The 21170-nt window shown below is 60.3% G+C and carries 23 protein-coding genes, 1 tRNA gene and 1 other annotated feature; of the genes, 15 read left to right on the forward strand and 9 right to left on the reverse strand.

The features are described 5' to 3' along the window. Nucleotides 1-14: 14 nt before the first annotated feature. The gene (locus tag ABGT66_RS10105; RefSeq protein ID WP_346690482.1) at nt 15-1403 is read left to right on the forward strand and encodes a TolC family protein; all 1389 of its coding nucleotides are present in this window, start codon (nt 15-17) and stop codon (nt 1401-1403) included. Between the two features lie 37 nt (nt 1404-1440). Here the strand turns inward: ABGT66_RS10105 and ABGT66_RS10110 are convergent, their stop codons facing one another. Then, nucleotides 1441-1971, reverse strand: a complete 531-nt coding sequence (locus ABGT66_RS10110; protein WP_346690483.1) for a GNAT family N-acetyltransferase — start codon at nt 1969-1971, stop codon at nt 1441-1443. Beyond that, nucleotides 1968-2303 carry a helix-turn-helix domain-containing protein gene (locus ABGT66_RS10115; RefSeq protein ID WP_346690484.1) on the reverse strand — a complete coding sequence of 112 codons (336 nt, stop codon included), beginning with the start codon at nt 2301-2303 and terminating at the stop codon, nt 1968-1970. Before ABGT66_RS10115 ends, ABGT66_RS10110 begins: the two co-directional genes overlap by 4 nt. A 151-nt stretch (nt 2304-2454) precedes the next feature. On the opposite strand from ABGT66_RS10115, the gene ABGT66_RS10120 reads away from it, so the two are divergent. The 6 genes from ABGT66_RS10120 (at nt 2455) to ABGT66_RS10145 (ending at nt 7765) form a co-directional block, all read left to right on the forward strand. Next, on the forward strand, nt 2455-3084 hold the full coding sequence (locus ABGT66_RS10120) for an NAD(P)-dependent oxidoreductase (protein WP_346690485.1): 630 nt from the start codon (nt 2455-2457) through the stop codon (nt 3082-3084). Between the two features lie 167 nt (nt 3085-3251). Next, a complete protein-coding gene (locus ABGT66_RS10125) occupies nt 3252-4124 on the forward strand; it encodes a radical SAM protein (RefSeq protein WP_300264396.1) in 873 nt (290 codons plus the stop codon). A 250-nt stretch (nt 4125-4374) separates the two neighbouring features. Continuing rightward, the gene (locus tag ABGT66_RS10130; protein ID WP_294192487.1) at nt 4375-5082 is read left to right on the forward strand and encodes a FadR/GntR family transcriptional regulator; all 708 of its coding nucleotides are present in this window, start codon (nt 4375-4377) and stop codon (nt 5080-5082) included. A 196-nt stretch (nt 5083-5278) separates the two neighbouring features. Next, nucleotides 5279-7051, forward strand: a complete 1773-nt coding sequence (locus tag ABGT66_RS10135) for a hypothetical protein (RefSeq protein WP_346690486.1) — start codon at nt 5279-5281, stop codon at nt 7049-7051. Between the two features lie 134 nt (nt 7052-7185). Further along, nucleotides 7186-7446: a type II toxin-antitoxin system prevent-host-death family antitoxin gene (locus tag ABGT66_RS10140; RefSeq protein WP_346690487.1), complete on the forward strand. Its 261-nt coding sequence runs from the start codon at nt 7186-7188 to the stop codon at nt 7444-7446. After that, entirely contained in the window at nt 7436-7765 is a 330-nt protein-coding gene (locus tag ABGT66_RS10145; RefSeq protein ID WP_346690488.1) for a type II toxin-antitoxin system RelE/ParE family toxin, read from the forward strand. The genes ABGT66_RS10140 and ABGT66_RS10145 overlap by 11 nt, the downstream gene beginning before the upstream one ends. Nucleotides 7766-7784: 19 nt before the next feature. Here ABGT66_RS10145 and ABGT66_RS10150 read toward each other — a convergent pair whose 3' ends face one another. The 7 genes from ABGT66_RS10150 to ABGT66_RS10180 form a co-directional block, all read right to left on the reverse strand. Next, on the reverse strand, nt 7785-8123 hold the full coding sequence (locus ABGT66_RS10150) for a DUF3795 domain-containing protein (RefSeq protein WP_294192494.1): 339 nt from the start codon (nt 8121-8123) through the stop codon (nt 7785-7787). Further along, a complete protein-coding gene (locus ABGT66_RS10155; RefSeq protein ID WP_346690489.1) occupies nt 8123-8827 on the reverse strand; it encodes a phenylalanine--tRNA ligase beta subunit-related protein in 705 nt (234 codons plus the stop codon). Before ABGT66_RS10155 ends, ABGT66_RS10150 begins: the two co-directional genes overlap by 1 nt. 16 nt (nt 8828-8843) lie before the next feature. Continuing rightward, nucleotides 8844-9338: a Gx transporter family protein gene (locus ABGT66_RS10160; protein WP_346690490.1), complete on the reverse strand. Its 495-nt coding sequence runs from the start codon at nt 9336-9338 to the stop codon at nt 8844-8846. Continuing rightward, nucleotides 9338-9709: a NusG domain II-containing protein gene (locus ABGT66_RS10165; RefSeq protein WP_346690491.1), complete on the reverse strand. Its 372-nt coding sequence runs from the start codon at nt 9707-9709 to the stop codon at nt 9338-9340. The genes ABGT66_RS10160 and ABGT66_RS10165 overlap by 1 nt, the downstream gene beginning before the upstream one ends. Beyond that, on the reverse strand, nt 9706-10764 hold the full coding sequence (locus tag ABGT66_RS10170) for an FAD:protein FMN transferase (protein WP_346690492.1): 1059 nt from the start codon (nt 10762-10764) through the stop codon (nt 9706-9708). Before ABGT66_RS10170 ends, ABGT66_RS10165 begins: the two co-directional genes overlap by 4 nt. Nucleotides 10765-10899: 135 nt before the next feature. Continuing rightward, nucleotides 10900-11739, reverse strand: coding sequence for a HisA/HisF-related TIM barrel protein (locus ABGT66_RS10175; RefSeq protein ID WP_346690493.1), 840 nt, complete (start codon nt 11737-11739; stop codon nt 10900-10902). Nucleotides 11740-11783: 44 nt separating this feature from the next. Further along, the gene (locus tag ABGT66_RS10180; RefSeq protein WP_346690494.1) at nt 11784-11924 is read right to left on the reverse strand and encodes a hypothetical protein; all 141 of its coding nucleotides are present in this window, start codon (nt 11922-11924) and stop codon (nt 11784-11786) included. A gap of 403 nt (nt 11925-12327) precedes the next feature. Between ABGT66_RS10180 and ABGT66_RS10185 the strand changes: the two genes are divergently transcribed. From ABGT66_RS10185 to ABGT66_RS10220, 8 genes are all read left to right on the forward strand, one after another. Further along, on the forward strand, nt 12328-13119 hold the full coding sequence (locus ABGT66_RS10185) for an HAD family hydrolase (protein WP_346690495.1): 792 nt from the start codon (nt 12328-12330) through the stop codon (nt 13117-13119). Nucleotides 13120-13466: 347 nt separating this feature from the next. Continuing rightward, complete coding sequence (locus ABGT66_RS10190; protein WP_346690496.1) at nt 13467-14771, forward strand: phenylacetate--CoA ligase; 1305 nt, start codon at nt 13467-13469, stop codon at nt 14769-14771. A 53-nt stretch (nt 14772-14824) separates the two neighbouring features. Continuing rightward, nucleotides 14825-15280, forward strand: coding sequence for an acetolactate synthase (locus ABGT66_RS10195; protein WP_294192510.1), 456 nt, complete (start codon nt 14825-14827; stop codon nt 15278-15280). 51 nt (nt 15281-15331) lie between these two features. Further along, nucleotides 15332-15679: a hypothetical protein gene (locus ABGT66_RS10200; protein WP_346690497.1), complete on the forward strand. Its 348-nt coding sequence runs from the start codon at nt 15332-15334 to the stop codon at nt 15677-15679. 79 nt (nt 15680-15758) lie between these two features. Then, nucleotides 15759-16020, forward strand: a binding site (T-box leader). A 76-nt stretch (nt 16021-16096) separates the two neighbouring features. Next, on the forward strand, nt 16097-17731 hold the full coding sequence (locus tag ABGT66_RS10205) for a class I adenylate-forming enzyme family protein (protein WP_346690498.1): 1635 nt from the start codon (nt 16097-16099) through the stop codon (nt 17729-17731). Between the two features lie 73 nt (nt 17732-17804). Further along, nucleotides 17805-17880: transfer RNA gene (locus ABGT66_RS10210), tRNA-Thr, on the forward strand. Between the two features lie 224 nt (nt 17881-18104). Next, nucleotides 18105-19271: a site-specific integrase gene (locus ABGT66_RS10215; RefSeq protein ID WP_294192515.1), complete on the forward strand. Its 1167-nt coding sequence runs from the start codon at nt 18105-18107 to the stop codon at nt 19269-19271. Nucleotides 19272-19787: 516 nt separating this feature from the next. Further along, a complete protein-coding gene (locus ABGT66_RS10220) occupies nt 19788-20957 on the forward strand; it encodes a hypothetical protein (protein ID WP_346690499.1) in 1170 nt (389 codons plus the stop codon). Nucleotides 20958-21170 lie beyond the last annotated feature (213 nt).

Raw genomic sequence — 21170 nt, forward strand, 5'->3', positions numbered from 1 at the left:
AAGGAATGATAAAAATGCCGAAGATGAAAATTTTTATATCCGCGCTCGCCGCGCTGACGCTCGCCTGCGCGCCCTGCGCGGGAGCCGGAACGGCGGAAACCTCGCCAATCGTCGAAATCGACTACATAGAGGACGCGGCGCTCGCGAAGCTGCTTATCGCGGCGGGCGAGGAGAACCCGCAGATAGCCGCGGCGAAACAGCGCACCGAGGCGGCGCGCGCGAAGGTCGAGGCCGCCGCCGCGCGACTCGGGCCGGACGTATTCGCGGGGCTCGGCGGCCTGTGGCAGGAGGACGGCGTGACACTGACCCCGAACGTATCCCTCGGCGCGATTACATTGCCTGCATCCGTCAATGTAATCGGCTCTAACACATACGCCGCCGCGATAGGGCTGTCGCAGGTCATATACGCGGGCGGCTCGCTGACGGCGCAGAAGGAGGCGGAGCGGCTCGCGCTCGGCGCGGCGCAGGCGCAGGAGCTGCGCACCGAACAGGCGGTCGAAAACTCCGTCCGCCGCGCCTACTACGCGCTGCGCGCCGCGCAGGCCAAGGCGCGCGTAGCGCGCGAGGCTCTGTCGCTCGCGAAGGAACATCTCGCGCGCGCGGAGAAGCTCTTCAAGGCCGGAGTCGTCGCGAAGAACGACGTGCTGCGCGGCGGCGTAGCGGTCTCGGAGGCCGAGCTTGCGCTGATACGCGCGCAGAGCGCCGAGGCCAACGCGCTGACTGCGCTGCGCCGCGCGGTAGGCACGGAGCTGATTAAAGCCGAGCTCGAAGCGCCCGACATATTCGCGCAGAAGTTATTCTCGGAGGACGGAGACACGGAGCTCGCGAAAATCCTGCCTCGCGTCCCGAGCGGAGACAGGACGGCGCAGGCCTTTGAAGCGCGCGCGGAGCTCAAGGCCTACGCGCTGCTGAGCAAACAGGCCGAAAAGCTCGCGCGCGCCGCGCAGGGGCGGACGCTGCCGCAGATTCTCGGCGCGGCGGGCTACGTAGCGGCCGACGACAGCTTCTTCCCCGGCGACGGCGAGGCGGTCGCCGCGATAGGAATGTACTGGAACCTCTACGACGGCGGCGAGATGCGCGCAAAGACGCGCGAGGCCAAGGCCAAGGCGAAGGAGCTGCTCTTCCAGCTCGAGGACATGAAAAACGCCGTCCGCATGGAGATCGTGCAGGCCGAGCAGAACCTGGCCTCGGCGCGCAGCCGCCTGGAAGTCGCGCTTCGCCAGACGGAGCAGGCGCGCGAGGACTACCGCATAGCCGTGCGCCGCTACGAGGAAAACGTAGGCACGGCGCTCGAAGAATCCGACTCGCGAGTAGCGCTCGTAAACGCGCTCTCCGAAACGGCGGCGGCGCTCTACGACATAAAGACCGCCGAAGCGGATTTGATTTACGCGGTCGGGAAATAGACGAAAGAGCGGCGGCCCTGCGAAGCCGCCGCTCTTTTTATATTTTCACGTCTTTCATCACAACGTCCTTCAAATAACCGTCAAACGCGCGATACTCCGCGTCCGTCAGCGCGCGCGGGCAGGACATGACGACGAGCGGATGGCCCGGGAAGCCCGCGTGGTAGGGCGGGTGGACGTGCGCGAAGGGGTTTTCCGCGAAGCCAGCGCGCTCGTAGAAATTTTTACGGCGGCGCGAGATTTCGTCAACCGGCGGGTCTATCTCGAGAATTATTTTTTTGCCGCTTTGCGCGAGCAGCGCGAGAGCCGCCGCGCCTATGCCGCGCCCGCGAATTTCCGGCGCGGTGCAGAAATGCTCGACGTAGATGAAATCCTCCGTCTCCCAGCATAACATCAGCCCGGCGAACTCATCGCCGTCGTAAATCAGCTCGAAGCGGTAGTCCGCGCTAGCGAGCGCCGCGGCCTGCGCGCCGTCGCCGCGCTGCTCGTGGTACGGAAAGCTCACAGCGTACAGCGCGCGCGCCGCGTTGTATCTCTCGTCATGCGTATCGGTCAGCCGCTCGAACCTCACGCCGTTTCGCCTCCCGCGCGCTTCTCCTTGTAGCTCTCGCCCCACGACTGCATCGCGTCGAGCACGGGGCGGAGGCTCATGCCCGTCTCTGTGAGCGTGTATTCGACGCGCGGCGGCACCTCGGCGTAGACGCGGCGCGTCAGCAGGCCGTCCTCCTCCATCGAGCGCAGGTTCGCGGTCAGCACCTTCTGCGAGACGCTGCCGACCGATTTGCGCAGCTCGCCGAAACGCTTCGTCCCGCCGAGCAGGTCGCGGATTATCAGAACCTTCCAGCGGTCGCTGATGAGCGAGAGCGTCGTCTCGACGGGGCAGGCGGGCAGTGTTTTATCCAATTTATCCGGTCTCCTTCACAATAGTATCGTTTAGGTTACTACGGCACAAATTTGTGCTTACTTTATAAATTCTCCCTACGGACATATTATAACGGCGTCGAGGGGAACGCAAGGGACTTCGGCGAAATTGAAAAACCTGGAGGAATTTCTCATGAAAATTGCAGTTATATGCGCCAACGGAAAAGCGGGCAAGCTTATCGTCGAGGAGGCCGCGCGCCGCGGCCACGAGGTGACGGCGGTCGTGCGCGGTGAGAACCGCAGCGCGGCGAAGAGCGCGATAATCAAGGACCTGTTCGACCTCACGGCGGACGCCCTGAAAGGTTTCGACGCGGTCGTAGACGCCTTCGGCGCGTGGACGCCCGAGGCTCTGCCGCATCATGTTACGTCGCTGCGCAAAATCTGCGGCGTTCTCGCCGGCTCGTCCGCGCGCCTCTACGTCGTCGGCGGCGCGGGAAGCCTGTACCTCGACGCGGAGCATAAGACGCGGCTGATGGACGCGCCGAACTTCCCCGACGTTTACAAGCCGCTCGCCTCGAACATGGGCGCGGCGCTCGACGAGCTGCGCGGACGCCGCGACGTAACGTGGACGTACCTATCCCCCGCCGCCGATTTCCGCGCCGAGGGCGAGCGCACGGGCCGCTACAAGCTCGCGGGCGAGGAGTTCGCGACGAACGCGAAGGGCGAGAGCTTCATAAGCTACGCCGACTACGCCTCCGCGATGCTCGACGTGATAGAGAGCGGCAAATACGCGGACGAGCGCATATCGGTGTACGCGGAGTAAAATTTCCGCCCGCGGCGAATCTGCGGCGGCCTCCGAACGCGCGCGGCGCGGCGCGCGGATTCGGAAGCCGCCGCTTTTTGTGAAATTTTTCAAAATTGCCGTCCCGCGCCGCTGGCGGGCGGAGGCGCGTGCCGCTACAATAAAGGGATAAGGAAGGGGTGTTGACGATGGATTACGAAGGACAGATCTGCAAGCCGCCGATGGAGATAGGCAGGTTCATGCTGCCGGTCGCGGTCGGCTGCTCCTATAACGCCTGCCGCTTCTGCACGCTCTTCAAGCATCTGAAATTCCGCGAGCTTCCGCTCGACAAGGTCGAGGCGGAGCTTCTGCGCGTGAAGAACCTCGGCGGCAGCCCGAAGAAAATTTTCCTCGGCGACGGCAACCCGTTCGGCCTGAGCGCGGAGCGGCTGCTCGATGTGCTCGCGCTGATTCACAAATATTTCCCCGATTGCCGCGACGTGAGCATGGACGCGACAGTGACGAACGTCTCGGAGAAGAGCGGCGAAGAGCTGCGCGCGCTTCGCGATAACGGCGTGAGCGAGCTCTACGTAGGAATCGAGTGCGGCCTTGAGGACGTGCTCGCGTTTATGCGGAAGGACCACAATTCCGAAGAGGCGCGCGGGCAGATAGCGCGTCTCAGGGAGGCCGGGATTATGTACAGCGCGCACATAATGTGCGGCACGGCGGGCGCGGGGCGCGGAATCGAGAACGCCGAGGCGACGGCGCGCTTTCTGAACGAGACCGGCCCGCACAGGATAGTCAACACGTCGCTATTCATCCACCGCAGCGCGCCGCTCTTTTCGGACATCGAGAGCGGACGCTTCACCCCCGCGACGGAGCTCGAAAATATGCTCGAGGAGCGAAGGCTTCTGGAGCTGCTGGCCGTTCCCGTCGATTTCTACGACGGGCTGCACGACTACATGGAGGTGCGGACGAAGGGGCGCCTGCCGCAGGACCGCGAAAGGATGCTCGCGCGCCTCGACATGGAGATAGAACGGAAGCGCGAGCGCGCGGAGATGTACGTCGTCTACGCGTCGTAAGGCCTGCGCCGTTTCGCAGACTGACGGCGAAAGCGCCGCGTCCAAGCCGCAGCAGAGCGGCGCGGGCGCGGCGCGTTTTTTATGCCGCGGCTCCGCGCTCCGCCGCCGCGCGCAAAGTCCCCGCCTTTTCCGCGCGCGTGCGGAACGTTTTTTTACAATTTATTACTATTATATGCTATCATATTATCGTAACTAAAATATCTATTTCTCAACGCCGAGCCCCGGCGTGCGGCAGCGGGGAGGGGTCGCTATGACGCTGAAAAGAGAAGGGACTCTTTCACAGCTCGTACTCGAAAGCATACAGGAGTCGATAAGGGACGGCGAGTTCCGCCCCGGCGAGGCGCTGCCCTCGGAGCGCGAGCTCGCGGAGCGCTACGGCGTCGGCAAGTCGAGCATACGCGAGGCGGTGAAGATGCTGCAGGTCCTGGGCGTCGTAGAGACCGCGCAGGGGCGCGGGACGTACCTGCGCCGCTCCGTCGGGCCGCAGATTCTGCGCCCGCTGCTGCTCGACATGATGTTGCTGCGCACGAGCGCCGACGAGCTTTACGAATTCCGCCTGTTCTTCGACCGCGCCTACATCCGCCTCGCCGCCTCGCGCGCGACGGAGGAGCTGAAGCGGCGCGCGCGGGAGGCGTTCGAGGGGCTGAGCCGCGCGCAGCGCGAGTCGCTCCCGGGCGCGGAGGAGTTCGACCGCGATTTCCATCTCGCGATTCTCGAGGCGACGGGCAACGAGTTCATCATCAAGACGGGCGTGATGATAATGGAGCTCTGCCGCCCGCACATGACCAAGAGCAGCGGGATGCTCGACGAGACGGCGCTCGAAAATCACGGAAAGATACTCGAAATATTCTGCTCCGGCAAAACGGACGGCCTCGACGAAGCCGTCGAGAAATCTATGAGCGCCTTCCGCCGCACGCTCGGCGATTCCGCGGGCGCGAAGGAACGGCGCGGCGAGTAAATCGGCGGAAGCGTTGCAAAAACGGAGAAGAACGGGAGACACGGATGCGCTTCCCGTTTTTTTGCGCCGCGGCCCGGAGCTTGCGCGATTGCGCGGACACGCGGCGCGGCACTGCCGTTTGGCGCGAAGCACGCAATTCCGCGTTGTTTTTTCAGCGCGTTCACGTGATAATTGTTTCGCACAGGAGGATGCCGCGATGCTTTTTCACGAAAAACTTGCCTTGATAAAAGAAATAATCTCCGTCACGGGGACGGCGCTCGCGAGGGAGGCCGGGCTCGCCCCGTCGTGCGTCTGCCGCTATCTTTCGGCGAAGAACTCGCCCTTCCGCGGCGGCGGGGCCGTGACGCGGCTGTCACGCGCCGCGGCTGCGCTCGCGCCCGGCGGCAGGGAGCTGAACGCGCTGCGCGAGGCGGCCGGTGCGCGCGCGGACGAAAAAACCGCGGACGCGGTCGAGCGGTGGCTCAACGCGCCCGATTCCGGACTGCGCGAGAAGAAGCCGCAGGAGACGCACGCGCCCGCGGCGCGCGTCGGCATAGCCGCGAAGCTCGCGCTGCTCATGGACTCCTTCGGCACATCGAACGCCGAGCTCGCGCGCTACGCGAACCTCGACGGCTCGTCCGTCTCTCGCTACCGCAGCGGCAAACGCAGCGTCCGCAGCGACGACCCGATACTGCGCAGCTTCTGCTCATACTTCGCCGTACTATGCAAATCGCGCGGCGTGCCGGAAGCCCTCGCCGGAGAGCTGAACGCCTCGGACGGCGGCTGCGGCGAGTGCGAGGCGCTCGCGGCGCGGCTTCTGGAATGGATATGCGAGGATTCCGCAAAAAGGCCGTGGCTCTCGCGCGGCCTGCTCGAAGGCGCGGATTCTGCCGCGGCTCCCGCGCGCGAGGCCGCGCCCGCAGCAGAAGGCGGCGTCGAGACTGGCGGGCGCGTCTACTCCGGCGCGGAGGGGCTGCTCGCCGCGGTCGGCGAGTTCGCGCGAGAGGCGGGCGGCGACGGCAGGCCGCGCGACGTCTACGTCTACACCTCGTACCTCAGCTGGTTCTCGCGCGAGCCGCGTTTCGCGGAAGCCTGCGCGGAGCTGATGCGCGGCATGATGGAGCGCGGACATAAAATAACGAGCGTCCACAACATCGGCTTCGACGCCGACGAAATTTTTGAAATGATAGAGACGTGGCTGCCGCTCTTCCTCACGGGCAAGGTCGAGGCGCGCTACCTGACGAGGCCGAACCGCTCGCTCTTCAGCGAATTCATGGGCGCGGCGGGAAACTGCTCCGTGCGCTTCTCGACGCTGCGCGGCGGCTCCGTGCGCCCGCGCGCCTTCTTCTCCGAGAGCGGCGAGGAGGCGGCATTCGTCCGCGAGCAGGTCGAGGGGCTCGCCGCCTACTCGAAGCCGCTCGTCACATTTTTCAGAAAAGAGGACACGGAGAGGCTCTACTCCGCCGCCGAGAACTGCCGCGGCGCGGACGGCGACGTGATAAAGCTCACGCGCCGCCCTACGATGGAGTCGATGCCGGAAAATCTCGCGGAGCGCATATTCGCGCGCGTCGCGCCCTCGCGCGAATGCTTCGAGCTGCTGAAGCGCCGATACGAAACGCGCCGCGCCGTTTTCCTCGACTCGCTATCGCACGTCGGCGTCACGGAGATATTTCCGCAGCTTACGCAGCGGGAGATAGACTCCGGCGAGGCGCAGCTCGCGCTGCCCTGGGAGGCGGGCTTCTCCGCCTCGTACACGCCCGATGAATACGCCGCGCACATGGCGGCGCTAGACCGCCTCGCCTTCGAGCGCGCGAACTACCGCGTCCTTCGCCGCGCCTCGATGCCCTTCTCGACCATCGACCTGATAGTAAAAGAGGGCTCCGCCGTCTACGTAGCCAAAAACGACGGCGAGCCCGCCGCGGTCTCCTTCCTCAACTCGCAGGTCTGCTACCTGCTCGAACGATACGTCAAGAAGTTCGTAAAAAACTGACCCGAGCGTCGCGGCGCGCAAGCGCCGCGATTTTCGTCTCCGCGCAGCGCCGCGCGCTTTGCTGTAAAATTTTATGTTGAATTTTACAGCAAAAGACTATATGCTTGACGCAGGAACGGAAGGGGGAATCTCTCATGCCGAACATCAAGCCTATATCCGACCTGCGCAACTACTCCGAAGTCCTGCGCGAGGTCTCCGCCGGTTCGCCGGTGTTCCTCACAAAAAACGGGCGCGGACGCTACGCGATATTGGACATAAGCGACTACGAGAAGGCGAACGCGGCAGCCGCGCTGATGAACGAGCTGGCGAAGGGCAGGAGCTCGGGAGAGGAAAAAGGCTGGCTTTCGCCCGAGGCTGTCAGGGCGCGCCTCCTCCGCGCCGAAGATGAAATATAAGCTTCTCTACTCGCCGGCCGCGGCGGCGGACCTTGAGGAGATAAACGAATACATCGCGGGCGAGCTTTGCAGCCCCGCCGCGGCGAGGAACGTTATAGGCGGCATTCTCGACGCGGCGGAAAAGCTTGAAGATTTTCCGAACATGGGAACGCCGCTGCGCGCCGTCACGGACATGGAAAGCGATTACCGCTTTATCGCAGTGCGCGGCTACACACTCTTTTACCGAAGCTTCGGCGGCTGCGTCTATATCGACCGCATACTGCACGGGCGTCGCGACTATATGCGCATACTCTTTGACGTCGGAGAGCAGGCTGAATAGCGCCGTTTCGGAGCGTTTTTTACCTGCTCCTCAGCACTTCCAGATTATGCTTATATTCCGGCACGGCTTCCCAGACGGCGGAGCCGAGCTCGCAGGGGAACTCGGGGCAGAAGCCGCAGTGCGGGATCTGGTTTTCGAGCGCGCACTCGCGTATCGCGCATTCGGCGCAGTTTACGCTTTTGACGCCGGGCGCGAGGCAGCCGGTGCAGCGCAGCCGCGAGGGGAGGATGAAGGAGCCCTGCCCCGCGCTTTCGAGGTGCGCGGCGATTTTGGCGAGCGCTTCGTTGTCGCGGCGGACGGTCGCGCGGCGCGCCTCGCAGCCGTCGCAGTCCATTCCGCAGCAGCCTGTGTTCGCCATTATTCCGTCTCCGCCTCGGGCGCGGCGGCGCTGACGACGCCGCTTTTGCGCACCGTGCAGCCTATCGCGGACAGCTCGGCGGCGAGCGCCGAAAGCCCCTCTTCGACGGAGCGCCACTCTGTCTCGAAGGCGCAGTCGACTAGGAAAAGCGCCTCTTTCGTCTCCGCGTCCACGCTCGCGTCGCGCGTGTCGCGGTAGTTCCAGAGCCAGCAGCAGACTTTTTCGCCGTCGGCGTAGACGACGTGGCGTTCCGCGCATTCTACGACTGAGTCGCCAGCGCCGAGCGGGTAGAATTTTTCGCCGGGTTTCGCATAGCGCAGCGTGAGGCCGCCGCGCAGCTTTTCCATGTCGTGCGCGCCCATCGGCAGAAGGCTGAGCGCGGAGACGCAGTCGTAGCAGTCTACGACGGGCGAGACCTCCCAGAGGTCGCCCTTGAAGATGCGGCGCAGCAGCGCTTCGAGCGACGAACGGTATTTGCTCGGCTTGACGCCCATCGCGGAGTAGACCTCGCGCCAGCGGCGCACGTCGGGGTGCATCATCATCGTGTCGGCGGATATTCCTATGTCGTTGAGCCGCGCTTCGAGGCCCGCCTTGAGCGCGCGCACGTGCGCTGCGCCGCCCGCGTTTGCGACGCCCGCGCGCAGCCAGCCGATTTTCGCGTCAGGGAAGCTTTCGAGGATTTTCGGGTCTATCGAGATTTTCATTTTTTCAAATCCTTTCTTATAAGCCGCCGTTTCCGAGCCGCGCGCAGATTTTACCGGCGAGCCAGCCGACGGCCCAGCCCGCCGCGCTGCCGGCGGCGAAGAGCGGCAGTATGTAGAGGCCGACGCGCGGGTCTCCGACTATGAACGAGACGACGGCGACCTGCCCTATGTTGAAGGCCCACGCGCCCGCGACGCTGACCCACGGCAGCGAGAGCGCGCCGCGCCAGCGTTTATACATAAGCGTCATGGCGGCGGTCGCGGCGAGGCCCCCCGCGAGGCCGCAGAAGAGCGCGAAGACGTTTCCCGTCGCAAGCCACGCGAGCGAGACGCGCAGCAGCGTGACGGCGAAGGCCTCGCGCGCGCCCATGAGGACGAGCGCCGCGAGCGAGAATACGTTCGCCGCGCCGAGCTTGATTCCGGGCGCGGGCATCGGAAGCGCGCTCTCGGCGAGATTTACGGCGAGCGCGCAGGCGGTCAGCAGGGCGGTGAGGACTAGGCGGCGCGTTTTCATCAGCGGCTCACCGCGTCCACTTCCCCGCCGCGGCCGCCCGTCACGCGGACGACGAGTTTGTGCGGCAGGCAGACGGAGCCCTCGCCGGGGCGAGAAATTTCGCCGTTTTTCACGCATGTCCGGTCGGGGCAGTCCGCGGAGACGACGGCGGCGCGCCCCTCCCCGACGCGCACGACGTTGAAGCCGCCGCCCGCACGTACCGTTATGTCGCGCGGCTCGCCCGCGAGCGAAAGGCGCTCGACGACCTCGCCGTTTACGACGATTTCAACCTCCGGCGAATCGAGCGCGTCCTTATTGACGAAGGCGAGAAGCGCGCAGAGCGCGAGCCCCGCGGCCGTCGCGAGCGCCGCGGCGCGGTCGAGCCGCTTCATTCGCCCGCTCCTATGACGGAGAGCGCGAGGCTCTCGTCCGTGAGGCGGAATATCTTTTCAGCCGATGGAGTGATTAAGACTCTTTTGTCGTCCGTCACGAGGACCGCCATGACGTCGCCGCGGCGTTCGAGAAATTCCGGCGCGCGGCGCGAGCCCATGACGAAGAGCGCCGTGCAGAGCGCGTCGGCGCGCGCGGAGTTCGCGTCAACGACCGTGACCGACGACAGCCCCGAGCGCGCGGGGCGGCCCGTCGCGGGGTCGATTATATGATGATACCGCACGCCGTCCTTTTCAAAATAGCGCTCGTAGGGGCCGGAGGTGACGACGGAGACATCCTCGGCCTCGATTATGCCGAAATACTCTCCGCGCGGCCTGTCCGGCTGCTGAAGCCCCGCGCGCCACGGCCCGCCGCGCGGCGACTCGCCCACGAAGTCGAGATTGCCGCCGAGGTCTATCATCGCGCGGCGCACGCCGTCCGCGGCGAAGCGCGACTTCAGCGCGTCGGCGACGTAACCCTTCGCTATCGCGCCGAGGTCGAGCCTCATGCCGCGCGGCAGACGCGCGAAATGCGCGCCGTCTTCGACGCGCAGCTCTATCTTCGAATAGTCGGTATATTTCAGCACTTCGGCTATCTCGCCGTCCGACGGCACGCGCGCCTCGGGCGTGCCTATCCTCCACAGCGCCGTCACGCCGCCGAGCGCGGGGCTGAAAGCGCCGCCCGTCAGCTCCGCGAGCGCGAGCGAGGTCTCGAGCAGCTCCGCCGTCCGCGCGTCTATGCGCGTCCACGCGCCGCCCGCCGCGTTCAGGAGTGCGACGTCCGACGTAGGAATGTTGACGGAAAAGAGGTTTTCAAGGGATTTTATAAGCTCGTCGCCCTTCGCAAGCTCTTCGTCCGCGTTCCCGCAGTCGTAGAGAGAGAGGCGGACGAAGGTGCCGAGGCGGAAATTCTCGGAGACGGGGGGCTCTGCGCCGCCGCCCGGGCGCGAGACGAAAAGCGCCGCGAAGCAGAGAAGCGCCGCGGCGGCGGCAAGCAGGCAAAGCGTGCGCTTCGTCATAAAATTCCGCCCCCTCCGAAAAAAATCGTCATGCGACAATTATATTACAAAGGCGCACCCTTTCGCGCGCGGGCATACAAAAGGCCGCGCGCCCGCAAAGGACGGCGGCCCCGAAAGCGTTGTAAGGACGATTTTTTACGCCTCGGCGCAGAGGCGGAGCTCCGGCGCGTCGGCTGAAACGTCGCCGCAGAGCAGCTCTTCCGCGCCGTTCACGCTCAGCCCCATCGTGCTGAGGAAGCGTTTGAGCGTCAGTATCGAGGTCTCGCTGCGGCGGAAGAGCGTCGAGGAGACGACCGACGAGGCCATGCCGCACGAGAGCAGGCCGTAGAGCTCGCGGCAGTCGGCGGCTCCGCAGGCGGAGGCTACGGGCACGCCGACGGCGGGGGCGATGAGCTTCACGAAGTCCGCGTCGCAGGGCTTGACGCGCCCGCCGCGCTCCATGCTGACGAGCAGCAGCTCGCCCGCGCCGAGCCATTCGGCCGCGAGCGCCCAGCCGTAGGCGTCCATGCGCTCGGCCTTCGCGCCGCCCTCGGTGCAGACCTCCCAGTAGCCCTCGCCGCGCTGCTGCGCGCATATCGCGACGGTGACGCCGCCGCGGCCGAACACCGCCGCCGCCTCGCGCACGAGGCCGGGGTTGCGCACCGCCGCGTCGCCGAGCACGACGCCGTCGGCCCCCGCTTCGCGCAGCTCGCGCAGCTCGCGCGGGCTTCCCGCGCATCCCGCCGCGATTGGGACGACGAGCTCCGCCGCCGCGCGGCGCACGACCTCCGCGACGCCTTCGCCGCGCGCCGAAACGTCGAGGAACATCACGCCGTCCGCGCCAGCGCGCGCGTAGGCCGCAGCGCACCCGACGGGGTCGCCTGCGCCGCGCTTTCCGCAGTAGACCGGACCTTCCGCCGTTTTTCCGTTTATTACCTTCACGCATGGAATTATCTTTTTACCGAACATATCTATCACCTTTCTCAGATTTTTCAAAAGTTTTACGTTTCATCCGCCCGCCGCAGCTCCGGCGGCGGCGCCTAAATTCCGCGCGGATTCGCGAAGCCGCGATGGCTTCCGAATATCGTCCCGCCGAGCGCCGCGGCGCGTCCGAAGCGCGCTGAGCGCGGCGCGGGACGCATGGCGCGGCGGAGGCGGCGCGCTTCGCCGCAGTCCGTCATTTTATCTCTCCCCGTTTCGTTCGCGCGCCGGAGGGCTCCGGCGCACCCCGCCGCAAAAATCGCGGCGCGCTGATATGGCGCGCGGCGCTGCGGCGTTTTCAGGAAATATTAAGAAACTGTGAAATTATCGTAAAAGAAAAGCTTTCGCCATGCTGTGCCAGCGCGTCCCTAGCGGGAGGCGGCGGCGCATGGCCCGCAATGTCGCGGCGTGTGATGATGGCGGGAAACGTGGAGCCGGCGCTCCTCCGTGCGTTTTGCAGAAGCCGAAAATTTGTACAGCGTCTTCATTTTCCCATCCTCCTTCAAGCTTTGCTCTGTTAAAGTGCTAGCTTGATGATTTTCATCACGGGCCTTATAATATCACGGGTTTGTCATTTTTGCAAACGACGACGGAGGAATAAACATGAAAGACGAATTCAAGGCCGACGCGCTGATCTTCGACATCGACGGGGTGCTTCTCGACGTTACGAAATCCTTCCCCGAGGTCATACGGCGCTGCGTCGCGGACGGCTGGGAGAAATTCTGCGGCGGCGTGACGGACTGCGCGGGCTACGGCCCGGAGCACGAGTGGGTGATGAAGCGCCACGGCAGCTTCAACGACGACTACGACCTCGCGTGGACGCTGCTCTCCATGACCGCGGCGAGCGGCGAAAAGCTGCTTTCGCACGCGCTGCCGTCGCCGGAGCGGCTTACGGAGGAGCTCGCGGACTTTCGCGCGCCGCTCGTCGAATGGGTGCTCGGCAAGTACGGCGGCCTAGTGCCGCGGAGCGAGAGCCGCGCGATGTGCGCGGAGCTCTACGGCGACCCGGAGCGCGGCCTCTACAAGCTGGAGAAGCCCGCGCTGTCGCGCCGCTGGGACGAGCTTGGCCTGCCCGTTGCAATATATTCGGGGCGTAACGCCTACGAGTGGGAGCTGGCGAAGAAGAGCCTCGGCTGGGAAGATTTCCCGGACGACCGCATAATCCACTACGACCACGGCATAGAGAAGCCGTCGCCGAAGGGGCTTGAAATCCTCTGCGAACGCATCGGCGCGTCGTCGCCGGTATTCTTCGGCGACACGGCGAGCGACATGAAGGCGCAGGCCGCTTTCGGGCGCGGGCGCTTCGCCGCGGTGGGCCGCCTGCTGCCGGAGGCGGAGTTCAGATTCGAGACGACTGAAGAGGCCGTCGACGCCTTCGCGCCGAAGCGCGCGTGAACGTGCGGCGCCGCGTAAAATACGCATTCGCGCGGCGCGGGCTTGACAACGCAAAATTTTGTAACTAAAATTTTCCGCGTTTGATGATGCAGCCGCTTGAACGGCAAAGGGAGGCACGGACATGACAGAAATGCATAAGAGGCTTGACGATATTCATGTCACGCGGTTCTCCTTTACCGGCGCGGGTCCTCTTCACGGGATCTGCGCGAAATCGGCTTGATTCTGAACACAGCACCTTCGGAATCGCACTCCGCGTATTTGTCGTAGAAGCAGGGCTCGCAGTTTGATGCGGGGCCTGCTTTTTTTATAACTTTAACAAAATATTCACGGAAGGAATTGAGAGAAAAATGGAAAAGCAGAACTACTTCCAGCCCGAGATCGAGTGCGCGTCGCGCGAACAGATCACGAAATGGCAGACCGAGGGACTTATCCGCACGGTCAAGCACGCCTACGAAAACTCCGCCTACTACCGCAAAAAGATGGACGACCACGGCGTGAAGCCCGAGGACATCAAGAGCCTCGCCGACATCACAAAGCTGCCCTTCATCTGCAAAGACGACCTCCGCGAAGCCTATCCCTACGGCCTCCTCTGCATGCCGCTGCACGACTGCGTCCGCATCCAGTCCACGAGCGGCACGACGGGACGCCGCGTCATAGCCTTCTATACGCAGCACGACATCGACCTCTGGGACGCGACCTGCGCGCGCGCGATAGTCGCCGCGGGCGGAACCCCCGACGACGTCGTCCAGGTCTGCTACGGCTACGGCCTCTTCACCGGCGGCCCGGGACTCAACGGCGGCTCGCATAAGCTCGGCTCGCTGACGCTGCCCATGTCCTCCGGCTCGACCGACCGCCAGATACAGTTCATGCAGGACCTCGGCTCGACGATACTCTGCTGCACGCCCTCATACGCCGCCTACATCGGCGAGACGATAGTCGAGCGCGGCCTTCAGGACACCATCAAGCTCAAGGCCGGAATCTTCGGCGCGGAAGCGTGGAGCGAAGAGATGCGCCGCGACATCGAGAAGAACCTCCGCATCAAAGCCTACGACATCTACGGCCTCACCGAGCTCGAAGGCCCGGGCGTCAGCTACGAGTGCTGCGAGCAGCGCGGAATGCACATCTGCGAGGACCAGTTCATCGCGGAAATAATAGACCCGAACACCGGCGAAGTCCTTCCCGACGGAGAGAAGGGCGAGCTCGTCTTCACCTCGCTCAACAAGCAGGCCTTCCCGATGGTGCGCTACCGCACGCGCGACATCTGCGTCCTCTCGCATGAGAAATGCTCCTGCGGCCGCACCCACGTCCGCATGTCCAAGCCGATGGGCCGCAGCGACGACATGCTCATCATCAAGGGCGTCAACGTCTTCCCGTCGCAGGTCGAAACCGTCCTCATCGAGCACGGCTACTCGCCGAACTACCAGCTCGTCGTCGACCGCGTCAACAACTCCGACACGCTCGACATCAACGTCGAGATGAACCCCGACATGTTCAGCGACAACCTCGGCGAAATCACCGCGCGCGAGAAAGAACTCGTCAACGCGCTCAAGGGCTTCCTCGGCATATACACGAGAGTCCACCTCGTCGCGCCGAAGAGCATCCCGCGCAGCGAAGGCAAGGCCGTCCGCCTCATCGACAAGCGCAAAATATAACCGACGGGACACAACAGGGACTTTTTTGAATATAATAAAGGAGGAACAAAATCATGAAGGGGGAAAAAGAGATGACAATCAAACAGATTTCCGTCTTTCTTGAGAACAAGCCCGGCAAGCTCGCCGAATTCGTCGAAGTTCTTCGCGGGCACGGCATAGACATGAGGGCGCTTTCGCTCGCGGAAGCCTCCGACTTCGGCATTGCGCGCGTCATAGTCGACGACCCCGACAAGACGCAGCAGGTGCTTGCAGAGGCGCACTTCATATCTTCCGTCACGCCGGTCCTCGCCGTCGCCGTCTCCGACCAGCCCGGCGCCCTCTACGAGATGCTCGAAGCGATGCGCGAAGGCTCCGTCAACATAGAATACACCTACGCCTTCACGACGCGCACCGACAAGGGCGCATACATGGTCTTCCGCGTCGCGGACAAATCCATCGACGACGCCGTGAAGCTCCTCGAAAAGCACAACATCAAAATCGTCGCTCAGGACGATATATACAAGCTGTAAAGCACGCCCCGCCCCGCCTCGCGCAGAGGCGGGGCTTTTTCGTATGAACCCATGCTGAAAGACGGCGTCGTTCTCGAAAACAACGAAGGAAAAGTCACGGTAAACCAACACAGCTTCTGCGAGCTTATAAAACATCTGCTCGTCCACTACGCCGGCGCCTCGTATGCGGAAGCCTCAAAATTAGTGGACGGCTCGCACCTCGCAGAGCCCATCGCCGACGCGATGTCAGCCTGCCTCTTCAGCCACGAGTATCCGTACTTCTGGGCAATGAGCCTATATTACGGCGGTATGTACTGGGAAAAGGGAATCCCGGCGCAGCCGGAAGACATGGACGCATACTTCCGCCTTGAAGACGAAATCATCCGCCGCCACAACCTCAGAGAACCCTTTGAATTTTAAAATCCCGCACAGTTTTCGCCCGCGCGCCGCACTTGACATTCCGCCCATTACGCGCAAGAATATCATCCGGTGATATAGGCCAAACGCAATGACGGGAAAGAAGTAAGTCCGCATCCGCTCCCGCAGAGAGCCGCCGGTCGGTGTAAGGCGGCGGAGGGACGGGCCGAAATACATTCCAAGAGCGGCGCACCGAACGAATCACGGAATTTCAGTAGGCTGCGACGGGTCCGCCCGTAAAAGCGGACAGGGTATCCGGCTCCGGCCCGTACCCGACGAGGGCGCGTCCCGCGAGGGAGCGCCAAACTGAGGTGGTACCACGGGAATCCAAGCCCGTCCTCTGATTAGGGAGGGCGGGCTTTTTTATTGCCGCCGCTCCAGAAAAAGAAGAACAAGAAAACTTTTAGGAGGAGAACAGAAATGCCTATTACCGACCTGCTTGAGAGGAACGCGCACGAATTCTGCCACGAAACGGCGCTGGTCGAGATCAACCCCGAAGTCAAAGAAATACGCCGCGTCACGTGGAAAGAATATGAACTTATAGAATCCAGCCCGACGGAGAGCTACCGCCGCGAAATAACGTGGGGCGTCTTCGACGAGAAGGCCAACCGCTGCGCGAACCTGCTGCTCTCGCGCGGCATCAAAAAGGGCGACAAGGTCGCCATCCTCATGATGAACAGCCTCGAATGGCTGCCGCTCTACTTCGGAATACTCAAGACAGGCGCGCTCGCCGTGCCGCTCAACTTCCGCTACACCGCGGAGGAGATTAAATACTGCCTCGAGCTCGCCGACGTCGACGCGCTCTTCTTCGGCCCCGAGTTCATCGGCCGCGTCGAAGACATCTGCGACCAGATACCGCGCGTCAAGCTGCGCTTCTTCATCGGCGACGGCTGCCCGCGCTTCGCGGAAAACTACATGCACCTCGCGGCGAACCTCTCCAGTTACCCGCCGCGCATACTGCTCTCCGACGACGACGACGCGGCGATATACTTCTCCTCCGGAACGACGGGCTTCCCGAAGGCGATACTCCACACGCACCGCGCGCTCATGCACGCCGCGAAGGTCGAGCAGGCCCACCACGGGCAGACGCACGACGACGTCTTCCTCTGCATACCGCCGCTCTACCACACCGGCGCTAAGATGCACTGGTTCGGGAGCCTCATATCGGGCAGCAAAGGCATCCTGCTCAAAGGCACAGACCCCAAGACGATAATCGAGACCGTATCCAACGAAAAATGCACCATCGTATGGCTGCTCGTGCCGTGGGTGCAGGACATCCTCGACGCGATAGACGACGGCAGAATCAACCTCGAAGACTACGAGCTCTCGCAGTGGCGGCTCATGCACATCGGCGCGCAGCCCGTGCCGCCGAGCCTCATATCGAGATGGCGCCGCGTCTTCCCGCGCCACAAGTACGACACGAACTACGGCCTCTCGGAATCCATCGGCCCCGGCTGCGTCCACCTCGGCATCGGCAACATCGACAAGGTCGGCGCGATAGGCGTCCCCGGCTACGGCTGGCGCGTCAAGATAGTGAACGCGAAGGGCGACGCGATCACCGACGGCAGCGTCGGCGAGCTCGCGGTCAAAGGCCCCGGCGTCATGAAATGCTACTACAACGACCCGGAGGCGACCGACGCCGTCCTCAAAAACGGCTGGCTGCTCACCGGCGACATGGCGCGCCAGGACGAGGACGGCTTCATCTACCTCGTCGACCGCAAGAAGGACGTCATCATCAGCGGCGGCGAAAACATCTACCCCGTCCAGATAGAGGACTTCCTGCGCGCCAACAACGCGATAAAGGACGCCGCCGTCATCGGCCTTCCCGACAAGCGCCTCGGCGAGATAGCCGCCGCGATAATAGAGCTCAAGCCCGGCGCGCAGTGCACCGAGGCCGACATCGAAGACTTCTGCATGGCGCTGCCGCGCTACAAGCGCCCGCGCCGCATAATCTTCGCCGACATCCCGCGCAACCCCACCGGCAAAATAGAAAAGCCGAAGCTGCGCCAGATGTACCGCGCCGACAACCTCGTCGCGCGCCAGACGAACGCCTAGCGCCGCCGCGCGCGGTTTGACAAGGCAATCAAATCAGCTATAATATTTTGCGTCGCTCTTTCGGAGCGCCGATGCCGGTGTAGCTCAGCTGGTAGAGCAACTGACTTGTAATCAGTAGGTCGGAGGTTCGAATCCCCTCGCCGGCTCCATTTGACTATCCAAGCCCCTTTAGGGGCTCTTTTTTTTGCTCGTTGACTATCCAAAGTTATTCAAAAATCCTGTTATAATCCATCTTAACGACGGCTTTGACTATCCAAAGCTATTTTTGACTATCCAAAGCTATTCAAAGTTAGTCAAGCCAAAAGTGTCACTACAATCTGGTAAATCTGTTACTATCGTGGATTTTGTAGTAACAAAAAGGGGGAAAACATAGATGTTGACTGAATTAGCAGTGCAAAACTTGAAGCCTAAAACTCAACGCTATATGAAGGCAGACAAAGACGGACTCTATATCGAAGTCGTACCGGCGGGGCATAAATATTGGTGGTATTTTGCCCAGATCAATGGGAAACGTAAGAAAAAACTATTAGGCAAATGGCCCGAACTATCGCTGAAAGACGCTAGGGAACTTCTTATTACGACAAAGAGAGAAACAAAAATAGCGGCGCTATCGCCTAAAGTCCAAGATGTGCTCATGTCGGAGATAGCGGAAGAATGGTTTAGGGTAAAAATATCTAACTTCTCCGACGGATATAAAAAACGTGTGCGCAGATGGCTGAATAATTATATATTACCGAAGTTCAAGAACCGTCCTATAAATTCCATTACAAGCCCGGAAATTCTTGAAGTATGTAGGGCAATCGAGAATGAAGGCATGCACGAAATTGCTCATAGAGTATTGAATCTCTATAGTCAGATATTCCATTATGCAATGCCGTTTTATGTGCAGACAAATCCAACAGTTGCTATTGCCGGAAAACTTGTTCCGAGAAAAACTAAACACTTCGCGAGACTGACAGATCCTCGTGATGTTGGTGTACTCATGTATGCAATCTTACAATATCCTCGTCCACGAGTTCGAAATGCATTATTGATGTCTGCATATACTTTTTGTCGCCCGGGCGAGATACGGCGCGCCGAATGGTCTGAAATAGATCTAGATAGAGCTATTTGGAAAATACCAGCTGAAAAGATGAAAATGAGACGTGCGCATATCGTGCCTTTAGCATCTCAAGTGATTGATCTACTTAAGAATCAACAAATATGTCTTGAAAAATCGGGGCTTGCTGGAAAATATGTTTTTCCCTCTGAGAGAGGTTCGGTACGTTGTATGAGTGAGAATACTGTCCGGTTGGCCTTACGTATTCTTGGATACGGAGCCGACGACATGACGGCTCACGGCTTTAGGGGAATGGCGTCAACGTTGTTAAACGAATCCGGTTTGTGGAATGTTGACGCTATAGAATTACAGCTCGCTCATGTTGAAAGCAACTCAGTGCGGGCGGCATACAATGAGGCGAAAATGCTTTCGGAAAGAACAAAGATGATGCAGTGGTATGCTGATGAACTAGATCGACTCGCAACGAAGAACGGTATATAGTCAGAACAAAAGCACTCACGGCTACCCCAGAGGTTGCCAACAGGCGCAAGCCTTAATTATGCCGGAATTGGAGCGCCGGGAAAATCCTGCTTGTCGGGATTATCTCGGCGGCGATAGCGCACTCCAATCTCCCGGCTTTGTTTGTTTTCTCTAATTTTTTCAAATATATTTTTTTAGAGACAGTAGCAAGGTATCATCTACGCTACGCTTGCTGTTGTAACTAGAGAGAAAGAAATAAATATGTTTTGAGTTTGGTTTTATGTTTTTGTTTTTAATTTTCGGAGCGAGCCGCGCAAATGCGAGCGTAGAAAATTGATGAGCCGAAGGCTCATGGCAGACGGGTTCTCCGTCTGCGAGCTGGTCCCGGGCGCAGCAACCGGGCCCCGTGAAATTACTGCGTAGCGGTAATTTTGTACGGGGTATTATTATACTTACTATTTAGAAGCAATGAACATCTTTGGGAAACAAAAGCTATTTATTTGTTTGATTATAGCATGAACATGGAGGGAGTTGAAAGTGAGGGCGACATCTCATAATGCACGAACTGGAAAAGACGGAACGTTCTCGGCTAAGCATAATGATCGGAATTTTGATTTGAATAATGCCGAACATATCAATAAAGAGAAGACAAGTCAGAACATCACAGGAGAATGGACAAGGACAGGGATCAGCTTCGAAGAATCCGAGAAAAAATATTATGAAGAGCACTTCCGTGCATTTCTCGATTGTCAGAATGCAAAATATCAAAAGAACCGAAACAAGCGGGATCAGAAAACAATGGACGAGTATCGCCGTAGCCCAAGAACTTGCCCGGAAGAAACAATTTACCAGATCGGGAAAAAGGACGACACAATCTCGCCTCAGTTATTAAGCAACATAGTTGCGAAGCAAATTGCGTGGGAGGCTAAGACATATCCTAACGTTCGGATTCTTAACTATGCCTTGCACTTAGATGAGCAAGGCGCGCCTCATGTCCATGCGCGCAAGGTCTGGATTGCGCATGATCCAAACGGGAATCTAAGAGTGAATCAAAACGGCGCTCTTGCAGAAATGGGAATTGAACGTCCTGATCTTAGCAAGCCTCAGAATCGTTACAACAATCCGAAAATGACATACACGCGCGATTGTCGTCAGCACTTAATAGAGGTTTGCCGTTCTTATGGTATTGAAATTGAGATTGAACCGCTTGAAAAATCTAAGACAGGGCTGTCACTAGACGAGTATAAGGCGAAGCAAGAGCAGGAGAAGTTAGAGCAAGCGAAGGCAGAAGCGGAACGGATAAAAGTAGATTTGCAACAGCAGACCGATGAACTGATAAAGAGAGAATTAGATCTACAAAGTAAAGAACTGGTACTAGAACAAAAAGAATCAGATCTCGCCAAGAAAGAAGCTAATGTTAACAAGCTGGCAATTATTACGCTAGATGAACACAAAAAACTAAAATCGATGATTGCTGAAATAAAGGACTGGCAAGCAACTATAAAACAGCAATTCCACGATATTGTAGCAAAGATCTTTCGGAAAACAGGCACAGACCGAGAAAACAGCATGGAGAATTATATGAAATGGCAGCTTGACGACGGAGGAGAAAGTCTCTGGGAACACTATCAAGACTATCTCAGAGATGTATCAAGCGAAGCGGAGCGCGAAATAAATAATTTGGACTGGCGCGACTACGGTCGCTAATAGAAAGCAAATAAATTTCCCACTATAATGATAATACTCCTTTAATTATTTAAGGTTGTGAGCGGTGACGGTAGGCAGACCCGTCGCCGCTCTATTTTTTATCCAGACACAAATATATCTCTGATATATCAGGCAAAAAAACACATTAAAAAACTGTGTTTTCTGTGTCTACAAATATACCTATCTTATAAATCCAGTAATACCAATACTTTT

The sequence above is a fragment of the uncultured Cloacibacillus sp. genome, from assembly GCF_963926575.1.
Classification (GTDB): domain Bacteria; phylum Synergistota; class Synergistia; order Synergistales; family Synergistaceae; genus Caccocola; species Caccocola faecigallinarum.